At 65.3% G+C, this 21,052-nt stretch carries 20 protein-coding genes; 4 read left to right on the top strand and 16 right to left on the bottom strand.

Features of this window, described 5'->3' with window-relative positions; all coding sequences use genetic code 11:
- Position 1: 1 nt before the first annotated feature.
- The 11 genes from PQT43_RS14380 to cbiE all read right to left on the bottom strand — a co-directional run bounded on the left by PQT43_RS14380 (position 2) and on the right by cbiE (position 11,411).
- Positions 2-2,137, bottom strand: a complete 2,136-nt coding sequence (locus tag PQT43_RS14380) for a TonB-dependent receptor (protein WP_272754190.1) — start codon at positions 2,135-2,137, stop codon at positions 2-4.
- 154 nt (positions 2,138-2,291) lie between these two features.
- The gene (locus PQT43_RS14375) at positions 2,292-3,674 is read right to left on the bottom strand and encodes a PepSY-associated TM helix domain-containing protein (RefSeq protein ID WP_272754189.1); all 1,383 of its coding nucleotides are present in this window, start codon (positions 3,672-3,674) and stop codon (positions 2,292-2,294) included.
- 99 nt (positions 3,675-3,773) lie between these two features.
- A complete protein-coding gene (locus tag PQT43_RS14370) occupies positions 3,774-5,906 on the bottom strand; it encodes a TonB-dependent copper receptor (RefSeq protein WP_267269305.1) in 2,133 nt (710 codons plus the stop codon).
- An 88-nt stretch (positions 5,907-5,994) separates the two neighbouring features.
- The gene (locus PQT43_RS14365; protein WP_272754188.1) at positions 5,995-6,441 is read right to left on the bottom strand and encodes a DUF2946 domain-containing protein; all 447 of its coding nucleotides are present in this window, start codon (positions 6,439-6,441) and stop codon (positions 5,995-5,997) included.
- A gap of 18 nt (positions 6,442-6,459) precedes the next feature.
- Entirely contained in the window at positions 6,460-6,954 is a 495-nt protein-coding gene (locus PQT43_RS14360; RefSeq protein ID WP_102881961.1) for a copper chaperone PCu(A)C, read from the bottom strand.
- 49 nt (positions 6,955-7,003) lie between these two features.
- Positions 7,004-7,402 carry a DUF2946 domain-containing protein gene (locus tag PQT43_RS14355; protein ID WP_267269307.1) on the bottom strand — a complete coding sequence of 133 codons (399 nt, stop codon included), beginning with the start codon at positions 7,400-7,402 and terminating at the stop codon, positions 7,004-7,006.
- Between the two features lie 99 nt (positions 7,403-7,501).
- The gene (locus PQT43_RS14350; RefSeq protein ID WP_102881959.1) at positions 7,502-7,792 is read right to left on the bottom strand and encodes an addiction module antidote protein; all 291 of its coding nucleotides are present in this window, start codon (positions 7,790-7,792) and stop codon (positions 7,502-7,504) included.
- A gap of 3 nt (positions 7,793-7,795) precedes the next feature.
- On the bottom strand, positions 7,796-8,098 hold the full coding sequence (locus PQT43_RS14345) for a type II toxin-antitoxin system RelE/ParE family toxin (RefSeq protein ID WP_267269308.1): 303 nt from the start codon (positions 8,096-8,098) through the stop codon (positions 7,796-7,798).
- Positions 8,099-8,280: 182 nt separating this feature from the next.
- A complete protein-coding gene (locus tag PQT43_RS14340; RefSeq protein ID WP_272754186.1) occupies positions 8,281-9,009 on the bottom strand; it encodes a cobalt-precorrin-6A reductase in 729 nt (242 codons plus the stop codon).
- The gene (locus tag PQT43_RS14335; protein WP_102862980.1) at positions 9,006-10,103 is read right to left on the bottom strand and encodes a cobalt-precorrin-5B (C(1))-methyltransferase; all 1,098 of its coding nucleotides are present in this window, start codon (positions 10,101-10,103) and stop codon (positions 9,006-9,008) included. The genes PQT43_RS14340 and PQT43_RS14335 overlap by 4 nt, the downstream gene beginning before the upstream one ends.
- A gap of 93 nt (positions 10,104-10,196) precedes the next feature.
- Entirely contained in the window at positions 10,197-11,411 is a 1,215-nt protein-coding gene (gene cbiE, locus PQT43_RS14330; protein ID WP_272754184.1) for a precorrin-6y C5,15-methyltransferase (decarboxylating) subunit CbiE, read from the bottom strand.
- 131 nt (positions 11,412-11,542) lie between these two features.
- Here cbiE and cobG point away from each other — a divergent pair, with 131 nt between their 5' ends.
- The 4 genes from cobG to cobJ are packed head-to-tail and all read left to right on the top strand — an operon-like array spanning position 11,543 to position 15,927.
- Positions 11,543-12,856, top strand: coding sequence for a precorrin-3B synthase (gene cobG, locus PQT43_RS14325; RefSeq protein WP_110650885.1), 1,314 nt, complete (start codon positions 11,543-11,545; stop codon positions 12,854-12,856).
- Positions 12,849-13,475: a precorrin-8X methylmutase gene (locus tag PQT43_RS14320; protein ID WP_102862983.1), complete on the top strand. Its 627-nt coding sequence runs from the start codon at positions 12,849-12,851 to the stop codon at positions 13,473-13,475. Before cobG ends, PQT43_RS14320 begins: the two co-directional genes overlap by 8 nt.
- A complete protein-coding gene (locus PQT43_RS14315) occupies positions 13,475-14,206 on the top strand; it encodes a precorrin-2 C(20)-methyltransferase (RefSeq protein WP_102862984.1) in 732 nt (243 codons plus the stop codon). Before PQT43_RS14320 ends, PQT43_RS14315 begins: the two co-directional genes overlap by 1 nt.
- A complete protein-coding gene (gene cobJ, locus PQT43_RS14310; RefSeq protein WP_272754183.1) occupies positions 14,206-15,927 on the top strand; it encodes a precorrin-3B C(17)-methyltransferase in 1,722 nt (573 codons plus the stop codon). The genes PQT43_RS14315 and cobJ overlap by 1 nt, the downstream gene beginning before the upstream one ends.
- A gap of 54 nt (positions 15,928-15,981) precedes the next feature.
- Here the strand turns inward: cobJ and PQT43_RS14305 are convergent, their stop codons facing one another.
- The 5 genes from PQT43_RS14305 to PQT43_RS14285 form a co-directional block, all read right to left on the bottom strand.
- Positions 15,982-16,455 carry an SMI1/KNR4 family protein gene (locus PQT43_RS14305; RefSeq protein ID WP_253084211.1) on the bottom strand — a complete coding sequence of 158 codons (474 nt, stop codon included), beginning with the start codon at positions 16,453-16,455 and terminating at the stop codon, positions 15,982-15,984.
- Positions 16,452-16,997: a CPCC family cysteine-rich protein gene (locus tag PQT43_RS14300; protein ID WP_170001557.1), complete on the bottom strand. Its 546-nt coding sequence runs from the start codon at positions 16,995-16,997 to the stop codon at positions 16,452-16,454. The genes PQT43_RS14305 and PQT43_RS14300 overlap by 4 nt, the downstream gene beginning before the upstream one ends.
- A 23-nt stretch (positions 16,998-17,020) precedes the next feature.
- Positions 17,021-17,473: a hypothetical protein gene (locus PQT43_RS14295; protein ID WP_272754182.1), complete on the bottom strand. Its 453-nt coding sequence runs from the start codon at positions 17,471-17,473 to the stop codon at positions 17,021-17,023.
- A gap of 56 nt (positions 17,474-17,529) precedes the next feature.
- Complete coding sequence (locus tag PQT43_RS14290; RefSeq protein ID WP_003171467.1) at positions 17,530-18,126, bottom strand: MarC family protein; 597 nt, start codon at positions 18,124-18,126, stop codon at positions 17,530-17,532.
- Positions 18,127-18,189: 63 nt separating this feature from the next.
- The gene (locus PQT43_RS14285) at positions 18,190-20,976 is read right to left on the bottom strand and encodes a hybrid sensor histidine kinase/response regulator (protein WP_102881949.1); all 2,787 of its coding nucleotides are present in this window, start codon (positions 20,974-20,976) and stop codon (positions 18,190-18,192) included.
- Between the last annotated feature and the right edge of the window lie 76 nt (positions 20,977-21,052).

The raw sequence follows: 21,052 nt of genomic DNA, 5'->3' as shown, positions 1-21,052 counted from the left end.
GTTAAAAGGTGTAGTCAGCGGTGACGAAGAACGAGCGTGGCTCGCCGAGTATCCATTGCTGGCCGTCATTGTATTGGCTTTGTGCGTACTGGCGGTCAAACAGGTTGTTCAATTGCAGGCCCAGGGTGGTATTGGGCAGGGCTTTCCACGACAGGTTGGCATCGACCACCGTGTAGCTGGGCAACTCATTGCGGTTGGCCATATCGGCGTAGCGCGCATCCACGTAGCGCACTCCGGCGCCGGCCCGCAGGTCATCGTTGAGGGCTTTGCTCAGCCATAGGTTGGCGGTGCGCCGGGGCACGTCCACAGGGCGATTGCCGTCGCGGGAGACTTGCACACCGTTGACGTCCTGCTTGAAGTCGTCGTACTGGGCGCGAACGAGGGCGGCGTTGGCTTGCAGTTGCCAGGCGTGGGGCAGTTGCAGGTCCAGGCTGGCCTCCAGGCCGTTGGAGGATTGCTGGCCCACCTGCTGTTTCTGGCCCGGGTCGCCGGGAACATCGGTCAGCAGCTTCTTCTTGACGATGTGGTAGGCGGCCAGGGTCCATTCGCCACGCTGGTCCCAGAACGCCTGCTTGAGGCCGATCTCGCTCTGCCTGGCGCTGGACAGGTCGAATTGCTGCTGGCTCTTGCTCAGGGAAATCAGGCCGCCGACGCCGTCGGTGCTGGTGGAGTACTGACCGTACACGGACGTATCCGGAGTGACGGCAAACACCAGCCCGGCCTTCCAGTTATTGCCGGTCAGGGTCTTGTCGCTGCGGCTGTCGTCCTTCAAGTCATCCCGATCAATGTGCGCATAGTCGCGGCGCACACCGGTCACCAGGGACCAGCGCTCGCTGAGCTGCAGGCGGTTTTCGGCGAACACCGACATCTGTTTGGTGGTGGTCTTGAATTGATCGCGGTAGGGGCTGTTGCTGGTGAAGTCGCCCGGGGCCGGGTGATACAGGTCCAGCGGTTGACCGTTGGTAAAGCTGTCGGTGAAGGGCGAATTGCTTTTCAGGTGAAAGCGAATGCGGTTGTAGTCGACGCCGGTCAGGGTCTGGCTGTCGAGGCCCAGCAGCGAGTGCTTGAAGGTGAAGGTCTGGCGGTCGCCGACCTGTTCCTGCTGGTGGCCGATAGCGTAGTAACCGCTGCGGCTCAGTTGGCCGGTGGTCGGGTTGAAGTTGTAGTTCTCGGCGTTCTGCCAACGACGCTGGGCTTTGAGGTAATACAGCTCGTTGCTGGCACTGACCTGGTCGGTAATCTGCCATTCGCTGGTCAGGCGGGTCCACTGGTCGTTGTAGTGCTGCTGGTCATTGCGCACGTTGTAGTGCTTGTCCCGCAGGCTCTTGTGGAAGCGCCCGTTGATCAGCGGCGTGCCGAAGTTGTTCATCGGGTTCTGGTCGCCGTAGTCGTGGGCCAGGGTAAAGGTCAGGTCGTCGCGAGCCTGCCAGCGCAGGGCGGCACTGACGAAATCGCCGGAGGAGTCGCCACGGTCGATCCAGCCGTTGCTGCGCTCGCGGTTGAGGTTGAGCCGGTAGCTCAAGGTGTCACTCAGGGAGCCACCGCTGTCCAGGGCCTGCTGCTGGCGATCGAAGGAGCCGTAGCCCAGGCGCAGGTGGTTTTCGATTGCGCCGCTGAAGGGCTTTTTCGGGAGGGTGTTGATCACCGCGCCAGTGGCGCCTTCGCCATACAGCACCGAGGCCGGGCCGCGCAGCACGTCGACCCGTTCCACCGCCCAGCTGTCCACCGGGAAGGTCACGGTGCCCATGCCGGTGTACATGCGGTTGCCGTCATACAGCTGCATCACCGAACTCTGCCCGGTGAAACCCCGTGCCGACAACGAAGTGCCACCGTCGCCTGGGGTGCCGGTGCGGCTGATGCCGGCGCTGCGGGAGACCGCGTCCTGAATGCTGCGGTCACCCCGGGCGCGAATCCGTTCGCCGCTCAGGCTGTCAGTGCTGGCCGGGGTTTCCAGGGCGCTGAGGCCCAAGCGCGAGCCAGCGCTGGTGGGGGTCTTCAGGCTGACGCTGTCGTCGGCCGCGCTGGCCGGAGCCGAAATGGTGCCGGTGGGCAGGGTCAGGGGGGCGGCGGAATCATCCGCCTGAGCCAGGGGAGGCAAGGCCATCAGGCAAAGGCTGGGCAGCAAGTACTTGTTCATCGGGACGGTGAATCACTTCTTCGAGGGGGTTGCCCGCAGTGGGGGACTGCGGGCAGGGATCTTACACTTTAGTGTTATAAAGTAACATTATAACTGTGCATGGCTAAGGCGCCGAGATTCTACAGAGCCCTCTGGAACGCGCATCTCGGCTGATTCATGTTGAAGATGAAGCAGATTCAGGCCCGCGGTTGAAGCGTGAAAGCAGCAGGCGATCGAGCAGCCACACCCCAATCAGCGAGGCTCCAACCAAAGGAAATGCCAAGGCCAGCAGTGCCATGATCAGCATTGCGGTTTTCCATTTCGGCAGGTCGTGGCGCAGCGGGGGCACGCCGAGTCGGCCCTGGGGACGACGCTGCCACCACATGACCATGCCGCTCACGGCGCTGAGCAGGATCATCAGGCACACCACCAGCACCAGGATCTGGTTGACGCGGCCGAACATCTTGCCTTCATGCAGCATCACCCCAACCTCCGTGGCCCGGGCCACGTTGCTGTACTGCTGCCAGCGCACGTCGGCCAGGACCTTGCCGCTGTATTGGTCGACATGCAGGGTGGCATCGTTGCGCGGATCGTCGGCGAACACGGCGATGGTGAACACGCCGGTGGCGGTCTTCGGCAAGGTGATGCTGTAGCCCGATTCGACCTGGCGCTCGCGGGCGATGTCCTGCACCGCTTGCAGGCTGATGGACGGGGCTGCCGGCGCCGTGTCCGCGGCGTTGTGGGCCATGTGCTCGGCGTGGTCGCCGGACATCGGCATCGGGGTGTTTTCCACCGCCCAGGGCACGGTCTGGCGCGTGGCGCTGTTGAGCTCCCGGGCCTGCTGGTCGGAGGTCGGGACGTCGTTCCACATGGCCGCCGGGAAGCGGTTCCACAGGTCGGCGTACTGCTTGCCCCAGAAGCCGGTCCAGGTCATGCCGCTGAGCAGCATCAGCAGCAGGAATGCCGCGCCCCAGAAGCCCAGCACACTGTGCAGGTCGCGCCAGAACGGCCTGCCGCGGACGCTGAAACGCGGCCACAGCACGCCCGCCGACGACTTGCCCCGTGGCCACCACAGGTACAGGCCGGACACCACCAGGACAATGCCCCAGCCAGCGGCCAGTTCCACCAGTCGGTCACCGACGGTGCCGATCATCAGCTCACCGTGAATGGCCCGGGCCACGGCCTGCAGGTTGGCCTTGGCATCCTGCTCGCCGAGCACATCGCCGTGGTAGGGGTCGATGAAGACATTCAGCTCCTGACCCTTGTCCTGCACCACGAACTGCGCGCTGCGCTCGGCATCAATCGGTGGCAGGTACTGCTTGATATGGCCCTGGGGGTAGGCCGATTGCACCCTTTGCAGCAAGTCGTCGGCACTCAGCAGGTGATGACCGGCGGACACCTTGAGCAGGCTGGGGTACATCAACGGGTCCAGTTGTGGCTTGAACAGGTAGATGATGCCGGTCAGGGCCAGCATCACCATGAAAGGGGCCACGAACAGCCCGGCGTAGAAATGCCAGCGCCAGGCCAGGTTGTAGAAAGACACTTTGGGTCGGTTCATCGGGGCACGCTCCGCAGGGCAGTGAATCTTTTCTTATAGGGGCTGTTCGCTGGCACCCCAGCTCCTGCGGTGAGGAGCCGGCGTGCCGGCGAAGGCGGATCAGAAGCTCAGGTCGACCTTGGTCCAGAGGGTGCGCCCCGGCTCCTTGATTGCCTGGGGATCACTGGCCGGGTAGCCGAAGCCGGCGTTGCCCGCCAGGTTCAGGTGTTCGGCGTAGGCCTTGCCGAACAGGTTGTCGACCCCGGTGCTGAGCTTGAGGTTCTTGGTGACCCGGTAGGCGCCGTTGAGGGAGAACACGCCGAAGCCACCGCTCTTGCCGAAGTCCTTGCCGACAACGTTGCCCTTGTTCAGGTCGACGCGGTTTTGCGCCGCCACCACTCGCCACAAGGCCCCGGCGCTCCAGTCGTCCTCGCTGTAGGTCAGGCCGAAGCGCGCGTCCAGCGGCGGCATCTGCGGCAGGGCCTTGCCGTCGCTGCTGTTCTTGCCCCAGGCGTAGGCCAGGGTCGCATCGGCTTTCCAGTTGGAGGTCAGCTTGTAGGCCGCACCCACTTCGCCGCCCATGATCCGTGCGTCGATGTTCTCGGCCCGAGAGGTGCTCATGCCGCCCATGGCAGGACTGTAGTCGAAGAGGATGTAGTCGCGCACCTGGCCGATATAGCCCGAGGCCCAGGCTTCCAGATCCTCGCTCTGGTATTGCAGGCCGAAGTCCAGTTGGGTGGTCTTTTCCGGCTTGATCGAATCGAAGGCGTTCACTGAGCCCGCCGGGCCCATTTTCGGCGAGAACAGCTCCCAGTAGTCGGGGAAGCGCTGAGTGTGGCCAAGGCCGACGTAGAGCGTGGTCGGGCTGTCGGCCAGGTCATGCTCGTAGCGCACGAAGCCGCTGGGCAGGGTATCGGCCCGGGTATCGCCGGCAGTGGGGTTGGGCCGGCTCATCATTCCCGAGCCGATGCTCTGCCGGTAGTCCTTGGCCGAAGCACGGTCGAGGCGGGCCCCGGTGATCAGGCGGTCGCGCTCGGCGGCGTACCAGGTCAGTTCGCCGAAGGCGCCATAGTTGTGGAAGTCGGCGTCCTTGGTACGGGGCAGTTGCTTGTAGGTATCCACGCCGTTGCTGGCCCGAGTGCGGTGTTCGTTGGTCTGGGCATCCAGGCCGCCGATCAACTGCAGGTCGGCCCAGCGCCAGGTGGCCTTGATCCGCGCACCGAGGGTGCGACGGTCGACATTGGAGGCCATGGGGCCGGCCATCATGCCGGTGCCGGACGGGGTACGCAGACTGTAGTTGTCCATCACGTGGTCGGCGTAGTTGTAGTAGACCTGGGCCTCGACCTTGTCCAGGACCTCGCCGATGTTGGATTTTTCGAAACGCAGGCCCAGGCTTTCGCGCTTGAACTGCGAGCCGTCCATGCCGCGGCCGGCGTAGCGGGCTTCGCCGTCGCCCTTGCCGGCGGTGAGCTCCAGCAGGGTGTCGGCGTCCGGGGTCCAGCCCAGGGCCACGTCACCGTTCCACTTGTCGTAGCGCGAGGCCACGGTGTCGTTGTTGCCGTCCTTGTAGTCGTCGGCGTGGGCGGTGTTGCCGATCACCCGCACATACCCCAGGGGGCCGCCGGCGGCAGCATCCAGGGTCTTGTCGAAGCGGCCATTGGAGCCCGCCAGCAGGCTGGCGTTGACCCGCGTGCCGAGCTCGCCGAAGTGTTCCGGCTCACGCTCGAACAGCACGGTGCCGGCCGAGGCGCCGGGGCCCCAGAGCACGGTTTGCGGGCCCTTGATCACGGTCAGGCGATCATAGGTTTCCGGGGAGATGTAGGAGGTCGGTGCATCCATGCGGCCGGGGCAGGCGCCGAGCATCATGCCGCCGTTGGTGAGGATGTTCAGGCGCGAGCCGAACATGCCCCGCAGTACCGGGTCGCCGTTGGTGCCGCCATTGCGTACCAGGGCGAAGCCGGGAATGGTCTTCAGGTAGTCGCCGCCGTCACTGGCCGGGACCGGTTGGCGCGGGTCCTTGGGATTGGTGACCACGGTCAGCGGCGAGCTGGGGGCGATGGCGGTGATCACCGTCGGACTCAATTGCGTGCCGTGTCGGGAGTGGTCCGTCGGGGCCTCGTCGGCCAGGGCCAGGGGGGTCAGCAGCACGCCGCAAAGCACCGCCAGGGCATGGTTGAAACGCAGGCGCGACGGGTTCAGGGCAAAGGGCTTGGATGGCTGGGCAGCGCCCAGGCGAGTGTCAGCAGAAAACATAGATGTTCCATCGATCGGTCTTGAATGACACGGCCGCAACTACGCGGCTGTCGCAATGACAGTCGGCCGTGTGAGGTGAGCAGGGGACTCAGGCGAGGATCGGCGGGGCGCGGGTCAGGGCGCCGGGGAACACGGTCTGCCGGGCGTGGCCCAGGCGCGTGGCGGGGATCAGGAAATACTGTGTGGGCGGCGCGGACAGGGCGGCGAACGACAGCCCCGAAGGCAGTGCCGGGCAATTGAACAGCAGGCTGCAATAGCCGCATTTTTCCCAGAGTACGTGTTGTTCGCCCTGGGACTTGCCCTGTTGGGCGTGATGCGGGCTTTCACCGTGACAGCCGGGCGCGCCGTCACCCATGTCCATGGAGACGGACATGTTCATCGGCATCGCGTGATCCATCGGCATCGACTGAGAAATCAGCGGGCCGATAAAGATCATCAGCATGGCGAACAGGCTGATCCAGCTGCCGCGGCGCACTCCCGGGGAGTTGCGACGCGGCGCGGACCGCCTGCGGCCAGGCGCGTGCGGGGTGTTCACGGTAACGAGCCGGTCAGCTTAGTGAGCGTGCTTGGACTCGTGCATGGCGGCCGGTGGCTGCTTCTGTACGGCCACTTCGACGGTGACGTCGCCGGCCTTTTCAAAGTGCAGGGTCAGCGGGAAGCGCTTGCCGTCGCTGAGCAGGCTGCGGTCTTTGAGCTCCATCAGCATCACGTGGTAGCCCATGGGGGCGAAGGTCACCTCACCGCCGGCGGGCACCGCAACCTTGGCCACTTGCTGCATCTTCATCATGTCGCCTTGCATGACGTGTTCATGCAGTTCGGCCCGGCCAGAGATCGGCGAGTCGACACTGAGCAGGGTGTCGGCGTTCTTGCCTGGGTTGTGCACCACGAAGTAAGCCGCGACGGTCGGCGCGTTCGGCGGCAGCTCCTGCGACCAGGGATGGGCGATCTGCAACTCACCGGCCTTGTAGTCGTGAGCGGTGGCGAAACAGGCGGGCAGCAGCAGTGCGGCAATAAGCAGGGATTGCTTGATCAGGGACGGTTTGGACATGACGGTTCTCCAGAACGATTCAAAAACGCAGATCACTTGCGAAAGGGAATCATGCCAGAGGCGGTGCACCGGGGTTCAGGCTGGGCCATTGCTGGCGCAGGGTGAGCATTGCGATCTTCGGTTGCGGCGCGCCCGGCTGGACGGCGAAACGAATGAAATTCAGCTGGGGCACATGACCGGGCAGGGCCACCAGCGGCGCCGAGCCTGAGCAGCACCAGCAGTGCTGCATGTTCGAGTGCTCGTCGTTCTGCGGGACTTTCTGTTCAAGCTTGCCCAGGGAAATGGCCACCATTTTGGTGCCGCTGGAAGAGCAGAAGCTGCCCCACAGCAGTTGTTCGTCCAGCCCCGAATCGTTGCGTTGCATGGCCCCGGAAAGCGGCATGGCAAGCATGTTGAACAGCACTGCGAAGCAGGCGATCCAGGCAAATGCGAGCCGTTGTCGGGACATGGGGACGATCCGTCGGTTGAGCGATCAGGCGGGTATTTAGCCTGATCGCTGTGGATAAGTAAAAAAGCAGCGTATGCGGTGTGGTGTCGCAGTGCCAGTTCAGGCCGGGCTGACGTGGAGCTTGAGTCCCAGTGCCTTCATGACCTTGATGATAGTCGCGAACTCGGGATTGCCCTGGCTGCCCAGGGCCTTGTACAGGCTCTCGCGACCCAGGCCGGTGTCGCGGGCCACCTGGGTCATGCCCCGGGCGCGGGCGATGTCGTTGAGGGCGGCGCGGATCAGCTTGCCGTCGCCGGCATCTTCCTCGAAGCAGGCGTCGAGGTAGGCCACCATGTCTTCCGGGGTCTTGAGGTACTCTGCCGCGTCGAAGCGGGTCACTGGGGTACGCATGTTTCAGCCCTCGCTCTTGAGGTCATGGGCCAGTTGCCTGGCGCGTTGGATATCGCGTCTCTGGGTGCCCTTGTCACCGCCGATCAGCAACAGGTAGATCACGGTGTCCCGGCGCGAGAAGTACCCCCGGTAGCCGGGGCCGCGATGGATGCGCATTTCATAGACACCTTCGCCCACCGGTTCGCAGTCGCCGAATCGGCCCAGTTGCGCCGCCCTGATCCGGGCCAGCACGCGGGTTTTTCCCTGGGGATCCTTTAGGCTTAGCAGCCAGTGGGTGAACGCCTGAGTCTGCTCAAAGACGAACATGGCGACTGTATTCCTTGGGATACGGGCTGGCAAGTCATTTGCCAGACTGAAGTCGATTGGCGCGACGACTGGCCATTGATGAGCCGGTCGCCACTGAATCGTTCCAAGGAGGCTAAAGCACTGTCTTATCGATCGCTGCCAGGGGAATCCCAAGAGTCTGTGGGGCTTGGCGACTTTGTCTGTCAGGCGTGAGACAGCTGCCCCAGGGCACTCAACACCTCGGCCACGCTGGCAAAGTGGCGGTCGACCTCGGGCAGCTCGGGACGCTTGAGCACCAGCACCGGTATGCCCCGCTCGCGGGCCACTTCCAGCTTGGGTTCGGTGGCGCTGCTGCCACTGTTCTTGCTGATCAGCACATCGATCTGCCGACGCTCGAACAGCGCTTGTTCGTCCTCGATCAGGAACGGCCCGCGGGCCCCGATCACTTCACAGCGCGGATTGCCCGGGCAGGTATCCAGGGCGCGCAGGGTCCAGAACTGGCCGGCAGGAATCTCATCCAGATGCTGCAAGGGTTCGCGGCCCAGGGTGAACAGGGGCCGCTTGAAGGGTTTCAAGGCCTGCACCAAGTGCGGCCAGTCGGTTATTTCGCGCCAGTCATCCCCGGGCTGCGGCTGCCAGGCCGGCCGCCGCAAGGCCCAGCAGGCAACTCCGGCCAGTTGCGCGGCGGCCTGTGCATTGGCGCTGATCTGTGCCGCGTAAGGGTGGGTGGCATCCAGCAGCAGGCCGATGCGCTCTTGGCGGATAAAGCGGGCCAGGCCCTCGGCACCGCCATAGCCGCCGACCCGTACCTGGCAGTTCAGGTCGGTGGGCACCCGTCCGACTCCGGCCAGGCTGTAGATATGTGTTGGGCCCAGGGTGCGGGCGATGGCCAGGGCTTCGGTGACCCCGCCCAGCAGCAGAATACGGGTCATGACAAGACTCCGGCATGGCCAACGATGCCGCCCTGGCGATCGATGGCGAAGACTTCCACCTGAACCTGGGCCGGCACCACGCTGCGGGCGAAGTCCAGGGCGTGCTGGCACACCGCGTCGCCCAGGGCGATCCCGGCGGCGCTGGCCATGGCCAGGGCCTGCTGGCTGGTATTGGCCTCGCGGATGGCCTGTTGCAGCGCCGGGTCGGCACCCACCGCGGCGGCCCAGCGCGCCAGTTGTGGCAGGTCGATGCTGGAATGGCGGCTGTGCAGGTCCATGTGCCCGGCGGCCAGTTTGCTGATCTTGCCGAAGCCGCCGCACAGGCTGAGTTTATCCACAGGCACTTTGCGCAGGTGCTTGAGCACTGCGCCGACGAAGTCGCCCATTTCGATCAGGGCGATTTCCGGCAGTTCGTAGACCCGGCGCATGGTGTCTTCGCTGGCGTTGCCGGTGCAGGCGGCGATGTGCAGGTAGCCATTGGTCTTGGCCACGTCGATGCCCTGGTGGATCGAGGCGATATAGGCCGCGCAGGAGAAGGGCCGGACAATGCCGCTGGTGCCCAGGATCGACAGCCCGCCGAGAATCCCCAGGCGCGGGTTCATGGTTTTCAGGGCCAGTTCCGCTCCGCCCTCGACGTTCACCGTGACTTCGAACCCGCCGGGGTAGGCCTGTTCCTCGGCGAGCCGTTGCAGGTGTTCGCTGATCATCCGGCGCGGCACGGGATTGATCGCCGGCTCACCCACTGCCAGCACCAGACCGGGGCGGGTCACGGTGCCCACACCTTGGCCGGCGATAAAGCGGATTCCCGGCTCGGGAGTCAGGCGCACCTGGGAGTAGAGCAGGGCGCCGTGGGTCACGTCCGGGTCGTCGCCGGCATCCTTGAGGGTTCCGGCCTCGGCGCCGTCGTGGGTGCGGCGACAGAACTCCAGGCGCATCTGTACCTGTTTACCCTTGGGCAGGACGATATCCACCGCGTCCGCATTGACACCCCCCAAGAGCAGGCGAGCGGCGGCCAGGCTGGTGGCCGTGGCGCAGCTGCCGGTGGTCAGGCCGCTGCGCAGGGGCGCGGGTTGTTCCGCTGTTTCCTCACGCATGCCCTTGCTCCCGTAGGAGCGAGCTTGCTCGCGAAGGGCGCGCTGCGGTCTCTTTGCTGGATGCTTTTGCGGGCAAGCCCGCTCCTGCAAGGTTCATGGCAGGTCCTGGGGCTTGTGCAGCTCCAGCAGGGTGATCGGCAGGGCCTGGCGCCAGGTGTCGAACTCCCCCAGGGGCTGGGCCTGGGCGATATGGATGCGGGTCAGTTCACCGCCGTACTGGTCGCGCCAGTGCATCAGGGTCATTTCACTTTGCAGGGTCACCGCGTTGGCCACCAGGCGCCCACCGGGCTTGAGCTGCTCCCAGCAAGTCTGCAACACGCCTTCGCGGGTCACCCCACCACCGATGAACACCGCATCCGGACGCTCCAGTCCGGCCAGGGCCTGGGGCGCGCTGCCGCGAATCAGTTGCAGCCCGGGCACCCCGAGTACGTCGCGGTTGTGTTCGATCAACTGCTGGCGGCCGTCATCGGCTTCGATGGCCAGGGCCCGGCAACTGGGGTGGGCCCGCATCCATTCAATACCGATGGAACCGCTGCCGGCCCCCACATCCCAGAGCAGTTCACCGGGCACCGGGGCCAGGCGGGCCAGGGTGATGGCGCGCACGTCCCGCTTGGTCAACTGGCCGTCATGGCGGAAGGCCGAGTCCGGCAGGCCAGCCAGACGGGACAGTTGCGGCGTATCGGCCGCCGCCCGGCATTCGATGGCCAGCAGGTTGAGGTCGGCGATCGATGGATCGCTCCATTGATTGGCAGTGCTGTCCAGGCGTCGCTCCAAGGGCCCGCCCAAGTGCTCCAGTACCGTGATCCGGCTCGGGCCGAAGCCGCGCTCGCGCAGCAGTCCGGCGATGGCCGCCGGGCTGTGGCGGTCATTGCTCAGCACCAGCAGGCGCACGCCGCTGAACAGTTGGGCGTTGAGCGCGGCAATCGGGCGTGCCACCACCGACAGCGTGACCACCTCTTGCAGGGCCCAGCCCAGGCGGGCGGCGGCCAGGGAATAGGAGGAAGGAAAGGGCAGTACCTGCAGCTCCTCGGCCGGCAGTTGCCGGGCCAGGCTGGCCCCTACGCCGAACAGCATCGGATCGCCGCTGGCCAGCACGCAGACGGGCGTGCCGCGTTGGCTCAGCACCGGCTCCAGCGAGAACGGACTGGGCCACAACTGGCGTTCGCCACGGATGCACGCCGGCAGCAGATCCAGCTGGCGCTGGCCGCCGACGATCCGCGAAGCGCCCAGCAGGGCATGGCGGGCGTTCCTGCCCAGGCCCTTGAAGCCGTCTTCACCGATTCCCACTACTGTCAGCCAGGGCGACATCTATATTCCTCAAACCTAAGGTTCCGACCGGCAGGCTTTTCATGCCTTCGGACAAAGCAGGCATAATACCGCGCCTTCGTTGACGAAGCGCTTTTCCCACACTGCCGGTCGCCCCTTTGAACGAACGTCCTATGTCCACCGCCATCCGCCCCTCGGCCTGCCCGGGGTTGCTGCGCATTGTCCCGGCGCTGGACGGCGGCATCTGCCGGATCAAGCTGGCGGGCGGCGTCATCAGTGCAGCTCAGGCAGCGGCGGTGGCCGAGGCGGCGCAGGCTTATGCCGGCGGTGTGATCGAGGCCACCAACCGCGCCAACCTGCAGATTCGCGGGATCGGCGCCGAGCACCAGGCACTGATCGACAAACTGCTGGCGGCCGGCCTGGGACCGACCACCGCCGCCGGCGACGATGTGCGCAACCTGATGCTCAGCCCCAGCGCCGGCATCGACCGGCAATTGCTGATGGACACCCGGCCCCTGGCCGGGCAGATCCTCGAGACCTTGCAGAGCCACTCGCGCTTCCATGAACTGTCGGCCAAGTTCGCCGTGCAGCTCGATGGCGGCGAAGCCCTGGCCATGCTCGAACATCATCACGATCTGTGGCTGGCCGCCTTGGTGCGGGAGGGGCAGTTGCTGTTGGCCTTTGGCTTGGCGGGCAGCCCTGTGGATAAACCTTTGGCGGCAGTGCCCCAGGAACTGGGCCATGAACTGCTGGTGGCGGTGCTGGAGCTGTTTCTCGAGCTGGCCACGCCCGAGCAGACGCGGATGCGCCACCTGTTGGCGCAGGTGCCGGTGGCGGACTTTCTTGCCCAACTGAACCTGCGCCTGAGCCGGCCCTTGTTGAGTATCGACGGCTGGCAGCGTCCGGCCTCGGTCGCTGGGCTGCACCTGGGAACTTATCCACAGCGTGAACGCGGACAGGTCTATGTCGGCGCGGTTGCGCCCCTGGGGCGCCTTGATCCCGTCATGCTCAAGGGCGCTGCGCAACTGGCCGAACAGTACGGCGATGCCAGCCTGCGCTTCACACCCTGGCAGAGCCTGCTGCTGCCCGGCATTGCCCCTGCGGATGCTCCCGGGGTCACGGCACGTCTGGGCCAACTGGGCCTGTTGTGCAGCCCTGAACAATCCCTGGCCCACCTGATTGCCTGTACTGGCTCCAGTGGCTGCGGCAAAGCCCTGGCCGACACCAAGGGCGATGCGCTGAAGTTGGCAGCCCTGCTCCAGGGCCATGGCCGTCAGCAGGCGGTGCATTTGTCGGCCTGCTCCCGTTCCTGCGCCGCCGCCCATGTGGCGCCGGCCACCCTGCTGGCGACGGCCCCAGGGCGTTACGACTTGTATCTACGCGATGCAGCGCAGCCGGGTTTCGGCGCGCTGCACGCACGCAACCTTTCTATTGAAGCGGCAGAGGCACTGCTTGATGCCCGCCCACGGAGCCACCTAGATGATTGATTACATCCGCGACGGTCAGGAGATCTATCGCAACTCCTTCGCGATCATCCGCGAAGAAGCCAAGCTGGATCGCATTCCCGCCGACCTGGAAAAACTCGCGGTACGGGTGATCCACGCCTGCGGCATGGTCGAGGCCATCGATGGCCTGCAATTCTCCGCGGGCGCCGGCAAGGCCGGGCGTGATGCCCTGGCCGCCGGGGCACCGATCCTCTGCGATGCGCGGATGGTCTCTGAAGGCATTACCCGGGCACGCTTGCCGGCCAACAACAAAGTGATCTGCACCCTGCGCGATGACAGCGTCCCGGAGTTGGCCCGAGAGCTGGGCAACACCCGCTCGGCGGCGGCTCTGGAGCTCTGGCGTCCGCACCTGGAAGGCAGCGTGGTGGTGATCGGCAATGCGCCCACCGCCCTGTTCTACCTCCTGGAAATGCTCGACGCCGGCGCGCCGAAACCGGCGCTGATCCTCGGCTTCCCGGTGGGCTTCGTCGGCGCCGCCGAATCCAAGGCGATGCTCGCCGCCGACAGCCGCGGCGTGCCCTTTGTGATCATGCAGGGTCGCCTGGGCGGTAGCGCCATGGCCGCCGCCGCCGTCAACGCCCTGGCCACGGAGATCGAATGATGCAGCAACCTGGACGTTTGATCGGCCTTGGCGTGGGTCCTGGTGATCCGGAGCTGATTACCCTGAAGGCCCTGCGCCTGCTGCGCGAGTCGCCGGTGGTGGCCTACTTCGTGGCCAAGGGCAAGAAAGGCAACGCCTTCGGCATCATCGAAGGGCACCTGCAGCAGGCCCAGACCCTGCTGCCGCTGGTGTACCCGGTGACCACCGAAGTGCTGCCGGCGCCGCTGTCCTACGAGCAAGTGATCAGCGATTTCTACGACAGCGCCAGCCAGGAGCTGGCGCTGCATCTGGATGCCGGTCGGGATGTGGCGGTGATCTGCGAAGGCGACCCGTTCTTCTACGGCTCCTACATGTACCTGCACGATCGTCTGGCCGAGCGTTACCAGGCCGAAGTGGTGCCCGGGGTGTGCTCGATGCTGGGCGGCGCGTCGGTACTGGGCGCGCCCCTGGTGTATCGCAACCAGAGCCTGTCGGTGCTTTCGGGCGTGCTGCCACATGACGAACTCAAGCGGCGTCTGGCGGACGCCGACGCGGCGGTGGTGATGAAGCTGGGGCGCAATTTCCCCAAGGTGCGCCAGGTCCTGGAAGAGCTGGGGCTGGCGCAGCGTGCGCTGTACGTCGAGCGCGCCACCATGGCCAACCAGAAGATCGTGCCGCTGGATGACGTGGAGCCGATGTCCTCGCCGTACTTCTCGCTGATCATCGTGCCCGGCGAAAGGTGGCAAGGCTGATGGCCCTTTCAATTCCGGCCATCGTCATCCTTGGCCAAGGCAGTCTCGACACCGCACGGCAGATCCAGCGGCTGTATCCCGATTCGTTGATCCACGGTCTGGCGGAACGGGTCGAAGGCGCTGATCGGATCTATCACGAGTTCGGCGTCACCCTGCGCCAGATGTATCAACAGGACACGCCCATCATCGCCCTGTGCGCGGCCGGGATCGTCATCCGCACCCTGGCCCCGCTGCTGCTGGAAAAAGGCGCCGAACCGCCGGTGCTGGCCGTTGCCGAAGACGGCAGCGCCGTGGTGCCGCTGCTGGGCGGCCTGGGCGGCGTCAACGTCATGGCCCGGGAAATCGCCGCGGGCCTTGGCGTGGCTGCGGCCATTACCACCAGTGGCGAACTGCGCTTCGGCACCTGCCTGCTCAACCCGCCCAGCGGTTATGCCCTGGGCGACCTGGAGCTGGGCAAGCGTTTCGTTTCCGACCTGCTGGGTGGCGAAAGCGTGCGCATCGAAGGCGCCGCGCCCTGGCTGGCCGCGGCCAAGCTGCCCGAGAACGATCAGGCCCGCCTGACCATCCGGGTCGGCTCTGCCGAGCGCGAGCCTGCGGCCAATGAGCTGCTGATCTACCCCCGCAGCGTCCTGGTCGCTTGCCGTAGCGGCCAGCTTGCTGGCGAAAGCGATACCGGCCTCGCCACCCACATCCGTCAGGCCCTGCATCAGGCGCGAATTGCCGTGCAGTCCGTCGCCTGCCTGCTGGCGGCCGACAGTGACATGGCTGACCGCGCCCTGCATCAGGCGGCTGCGCAACTGGGTGTGCCGCTGCGTTTCCTGCCGGCCGCCGGCAGTGTCGTCGAACTGGCACAGCAAGCCGTGCCGCAATTGCTGCCGCCGCTGAAGGTGGGGGACGACATCGCCATCGCCGTGGCCAGCCAGCCCCTGGACCCTGAGCGGATCGGTCGTCCCCGCGGACGCCTGGCAGTCATCGGCCTCGGTCCTGGTGCTGCCGAACTCATGGTGCCGGCGGTGAAAGCCGAACTGGCCCGTGCCAACGACATCCTCGGTTATGAAACCTACGTGCGCATGGCCGGCCCGTTCCGCGCCGATCAGGTGATGCACTGCACTGACAACCGCGAAGAAATGCAGCGCGCCCGGCACGCCTTCGAACTGGCGGCCCAGGGTCGTTCGGTGGTGGTGGTGTCGTCCGGCGATCCGGGGGTGTTTGCCATGGCCGCGGCGGTCCTGGAAGCCCTGCACGAATCCAGCGATCCGGCCTGGCATCGTGTCGACCTGGAGATCCTCCCGGGCGTCTCCGCCTCACTGGCCACCGCCGCCCAGGCCGGCGCGCCGCTGGGTCATGACTTCTGCGTGCTGTCGCTGTCCGACAACCTCAAGCCCTGGGACATCATCGAGAAGCGCCTCGATCTCGCCTCCCAGGCCGATCTGGCCCTGGCCTTCTACAACCCGATCTCCCGTTCCCGACCCTGGCAACTGGGCCGCGCCCTGGAGATCGTGCGCCAGCACCGCACGCCGCAAACCCCGGTGGTGCTGGGGCGCGACATTGGCCGTCCGGGCCAGACCTTGCGGGTCATCACCCTGGGCGAGCTGACCCCGGAGCAGGTGGACATGCGCACCATGGTGCTGGTGGGCTCTTCCACCACCTGCGTCTTCCCCCGGGCCGAGGGTGGCGAGTGGGTCTACACCCCGCGCTGGTACGGCAATAAACCCTTGTAGGAGCCGGCTTGCCGGCGAAGGCGCTCGCAAGATCGCCATCGCCGGCAGCGGCTTCTAGCGCGCAGGGTCCTCATCCTCATCCTCATCCTCATCCTTGTCCGTGGCGGTCAGCAGCCAGGTGATGAATTCGAAGAAGCTGGCCCATCTGGCGGGAACGCGGCCGGCGATAAAAGCTTCCCGGTCGCCCAGGTCGAAATCCCAGACGCCACCGCTGTCCTTGTCCAGCAAGTAGCCGCCTTGACCTTGCAGTGAGGTGAAGGCGATGAAGTTCTTGGGCAACTCCCAGACTTCATGAATGAACTCGGTGCTCATCAGGATTTCATCACTGGGCCCGTCGATGTTCATCAGCGCTCCGTAGCTCACTCGGTCTAAGAAGTCGGCGGGGTGGCAGGTCAGGTAGATCTGCGCGAACTCGCTGTCCAGGGCAATCCCCAATGTTGCCAGCGCTCGGGTGACCTCGGCGGTGTCGGGGCGCGGGCGGAAGCGGGGCTGGGCTTCGATCAGGGCGATCAACTGCGGGGGAATCATGGGTGCTCCTTGCTGATGTGTGGCCACTTATCCAAGGGCAGGCGGCCCTGCTGCTGGGCAAAGTGTTCCCGGGCCTGGCCCAGGGTTTTGTGGTTGGGTCCGCTCAGCACATCCAGCGCCTGGCTGCCGTCGTCCTCCCAATGGCAGAGGTCGCAGATCTGGTAGTCGCCCCGCGCCGTGAGGGTTCGATAACCGCAGCAGGGACAGGCCTCAAGGTACTCGATGTCCGCGCTGACGGCGTAGTCGCCCAGCCCGGCTTCACGCAGGCAGCGCCTCAGGTACAGCTGGGTCACGCCACGATACTCGGCGCGCAGGGCGACCAGCAGCAGGGCGTCGTAGCGCGGGTCTTGCGCATCGTCCGGGGGCTCCGGTTGCGAGATGAGCTGTTGCTGCAGGTCGGGTGGCAGTGTCGCGAATTCAAGGTTGTCGCTGTCGATCCCCCACCAGTCCAGGAGCAGGGAAGCCCGAGCGGCGAGGTCGAGGCCGGGCAGCCTGTGTGTGCTCAGGAGGTCGATGGCGGCGGTGGCGCTCAGTTTTTTCATTGGGCTCGGTGTGGGCGGGCGGTTCATGGCCAGACCAGGGTCAACTGATCGGGGCGCTCGACAGGGACCCGCACGGTGACGCCGGAGGTCGACTCGGCATGGATCTTCTGGTCGTGGATCTCGACTCGGCAGAAGGGATTGGTTTCGCTGAGGACAAGCAGCCAGATCAGTGCATCCGTGTCCTTTTCCAGCAAGGCCAGGAAGCCGTCGCCGCCGTGCCCGGCGGTCTCACCGCACTGGGCATGAAAGGACTGCGGGCCTTCGGCGGCAAACCCCAGGGTGGTGACGAAATCAGGTTCATCCCTGCCTGGGAAGTCCAGGGCCAGCATCCAGACTTTGTTGCTCAGCCGGGGATGTTCGTAGGGCAGGTCGAACAGGCAGTAGAACCCGCTGTTGAGGACCAGGGTGTTTTCCCGGGGGAAGTACCCGGCCTGCCATTGTTCCTGGATAAAGGCCGTGTCGACGCTGTAGGGCATGGTGCGGTTCCTGCTCCTGCTGGGAAGGTTTCCTACAGTTTCGAGACCTGGCGGACCTAAGGGACCAGGTAACCCCTTACCCCGGTAAAGATGATCTGTGCTGCCAGGGCACAGACGAACAGTCCCATCAGCCGGCTGACGATCTGCAAGCCTTGGTCGCCAAGGATGCGCTCGATGCGGTTGGACAGGTACAGCACCACGCCCACGGTGAGGCTGGCCAGGGCGATGCTGAGAATGGCGGTGAGCTTGTCGTCCCAGTGGGGCTGGCTGACCCCCATCACCAGCAGGGCGCCGATGGTGCCCGGGCCCACGGTCAGGGGAATGGTCAGCGGCACGATGGTCACGTCCTGTTGCACGTTGTCGGTCTGTACAGCCGACTTGCCCTGGGCCATGCCCAGGGCCGAGATGAACAGCACGCTGCCGGCACCGATGCGGAAGGCGTCCACGGTGATGCCGAACACGCTGAAGATCACCCGCCCGAACAGGTACAGCAAGACGCTGGAAACCAGGGTGGCCAGGGCGACTTTCCAGGCCAGGCGTCGGCGCTCCTTGGAGGAGTAGCCGCGGGTCAGGCTGATGAAGCATGAGAGGACGAAGAACGGGCTATAGAGCACCAGCATCTTCAGGTAAACGCTGAACAGCACGTGGAGCATGGCGGGAGCTCACGACTAGGGAGGGCGAGCCAGAGTTTAACAGGCGCCGCGCAGGCTGTCGGCTCAACTGGTGTGCGCGGTGCTGCGCTCGCGCAGGTCGCGCTGGGTGACCCAGTGTTCCACCAGCTCGCGCAGTTGCGACAACTCCACCGGCTTGGCCATGTGCCCGTCCATGCCGGCCTGGCGCGCGCGCTCCTTGTGCTCGGCGAGGATGTGCGCGGTCAGCGCCACCACCGGGGTGCGCACCCGCTGGTTGCCCACTTCCCAGGCCCGCAACTGCTGGGTGGCGGAGAAACCGTCGAGCACCGGCATTTCGCAGTCCATGAGCACCAGGTCGTAGCGCTTGGCCTTCATTGCCTGCAAGGCCTCTTCGCCGTTGCTGGCGGTGTCGGGCTGCAGATTGAGCTTGCCCAGCATGCCGCGGATGACCTTGGTGGAGATGCTGTTGTCTTCGGCCACCAGGATGCTGAAGTCGCTGGGAACGGTGATCGGCGCCGGACCCGGTGCCGGGTTCAGGGGCATGTTGTAGGGCGCGGTGGGGGCCTTGTCGCGTTGGCTGAGCTCGTCGGCCAGAGTGGTCTTGAGGGTGTAGCCGGCCACCGGCTTGGCGAGGATGCGCTTGATCCCGGCATTGCGCGCAATCACCTTGCTCGGCGCGTTGCTGATGCCGGTGAGCATGATCAGCAGGATGTCGTGGTTCAGGCTCGGGTCTTCCTTGATCTTCGCCGCCAGCTGCATGCCGGTCATGCCGGGCATGTTCTGGTCCAGCAGCACCACGTCGAAGTAGTCCCGCAGGTGCGCCTTGGTCCGCAGCAGGGCCAGGGCTTCCTTGCCCGAAGGCACGGCGCTGACGTTCAGGCCCCAGGCGCTGCATTGCTGCACCAGCACCTTGCGGCAGGTGTCGTTATCGTCCACCACCAGCACCCGCGCGCCCTGCAAGGGGCCGTCGAGGTCGGCGGTGGGATGTTCCAGGCGCTCGGCGTCCAGGGGCAGGGTCAGCCACAGGGTGCTGCCCTGGTTGGTGCCGCTCTTGATGCCGAACTCACCGTGCATCAGCAGGATCAACTGGCGGGCGATCACCAGCCCCAGGTTGCCCCCCAGGCGGGTGGTGGCGAGGAAGTTCTTGCTGTGCAGTTCGGTGTGCAGCAGCGCTTCGCGCTCCTCGGTATCCATGGGCTGGCCGCTGTCTTGTACGGCAATGCGCAGGCGCGGTTTGCTGCTGCGCTCGTCGAGGGCGACGACGATCAGCACTTCGCCTTCGTCGGTCTTCTTCAGGGCGTTTTCCAACAGGCTCAGCAGGGCCTGGCGCAGGCGCGTCGGATCGCCGCTGATGACCCGCGGCACCTGGGGCTGGATGAAACTGATCAGCTCGACGTTCTGCTGTTCGGCCTTGGCCCGGAAGATACTCAGGCAATCCTCGATCAGGGCGTTGAGGTCGAACTGCACGTCGTCCAGTTCGATCTGCCCGGACTCCAGCTTGGAGATGTCGAGGATCTCGTTGATCAGGGTCAGCAGCTCGTTGCCGGCACTGTGAATGGTCTGCACATAATCACGCTGCTTGACCGACAGCGGGGTGCCCAGCAGTAACTCGGTCATGCCCAGCACACCGTTCATCGGCGTACGGATCTCGTGGCTGATCTTGGCCAGGAACTCGGCCTTGGCATTGATCTCGGCGGTGCTGGCGGCCAGGTCGCGGCTGACACTGAAGCGGTTCTCGGTGATGTTGCGCTGGCGTTCGCCCAAGGCAATGCTCATCAGCAACCCGGCGATGCACACCACGCTCAGCAGGGTGACGATCAAGCCTTGCGGCGCTACCAGGGTCAGGCCCAGCAGCGCAGGGAGAATCACCAGGGTGCCGAGGTTGAAAATCACCATGGCGGTGACGAACAGCCGGGCCGGACGATAGCCCTGGTGCCAGTGGTAGGCGCCAACGAACAGCATGCTCAGGCCGGCCAGGGCCACCAGGCCGTAGGTGATGATGTTCAGCGGCAGGGTGTTGACGAACAGCAGCAACAGACCGAACAGGCCGATCAGCAGAATATTGCCCAGCAGCAAGCGGTTCAGCGGGTGCGGGCCCAGTGGAGCGAAGAAGCGGTAGGCGAACATCATCCCGCAGGGCGCGGTCAGCAGCAGGGCCACGTAGGCGCCCGGTGTCTGCAACGCTTGCCAGTCCGGTAGCCAGGGACCGAGCAGGTTCAGCAGCATCAACAGGCTGAGGGTCAGCAGGCCTTCACAGGCTGCCAGCCACAGGCTGCTGCGTGAACGGGTGTAGGCGAAGCGGGTGAGGTTGTGCAGGATCAGCATCGCCAGGCAGCCGAACAACAGGCCGTAGATCAGCGTCTGGCTCTGGTCTGCGGCGCCCATCACAGCCGATTGCAGGGTGATGTAGGGACGCAGTTCATGTTCGGACACCAGGCGCAGATAGACGTCCAGCGGCTTGGCACTTTGCGGCAGTGGCAGCATGAAGTCGCTGCTGGGCAAAGGCTTTTGGGCTTGCGACTGGCTGGCGCCGGTGTTCACTTGTTCGATCAGCTTGTCGCCGTCGAGCACGTAGAGATTCAGGTGGGACAGGTCGGGGGCGAAGATCCGCAGGATCTGCTCGTGGGTTCCCGGTTGGAGCTTGAAGCGCAACCACAGGGCGCCGTCGGGTTCGGCTGCGGTCAGCTTGTCCAGTTCGATGGGGCTGAATTGGTTGGTGTAGCGCGGGGAGCGGATATCACTGAGCTGCAGGTCGGCCTGTTCGTCGAGCAAAACCGCCCAGCCACTGCCTTGAGCGGCCAGGGCCGGATTCAAGCAGAGCAAGGTCAGCAATGTGACGGTGAAGCCTAGGGCGGTCCTGAGCCAGCGCACGGCGAAATCCCTTCATTGGTTGATGCCTGATTATAACTATGCGCGGCGTGATCACCGCACGGCAAGGGCGCAAGGC

The sequence above is a fragment of the Pseudomonas sp. BLCC-B112 genome (assembly GCF_028550695.1).
In the GTDB taxonomy this organism is placed as follows: domain Bacteria; phylum Pseudomonadota; class Gammaproteobacteria; order Pseudomonadales; family Pseudomonadaceae; genus Aquipseudomonas; species Aquipseudomonas danubii.
The sequence above is the reverse complement of the archived record's forward strand: the minus strand, read 5'-3'. Positions and strand labels throughout refer to the sequence as shown.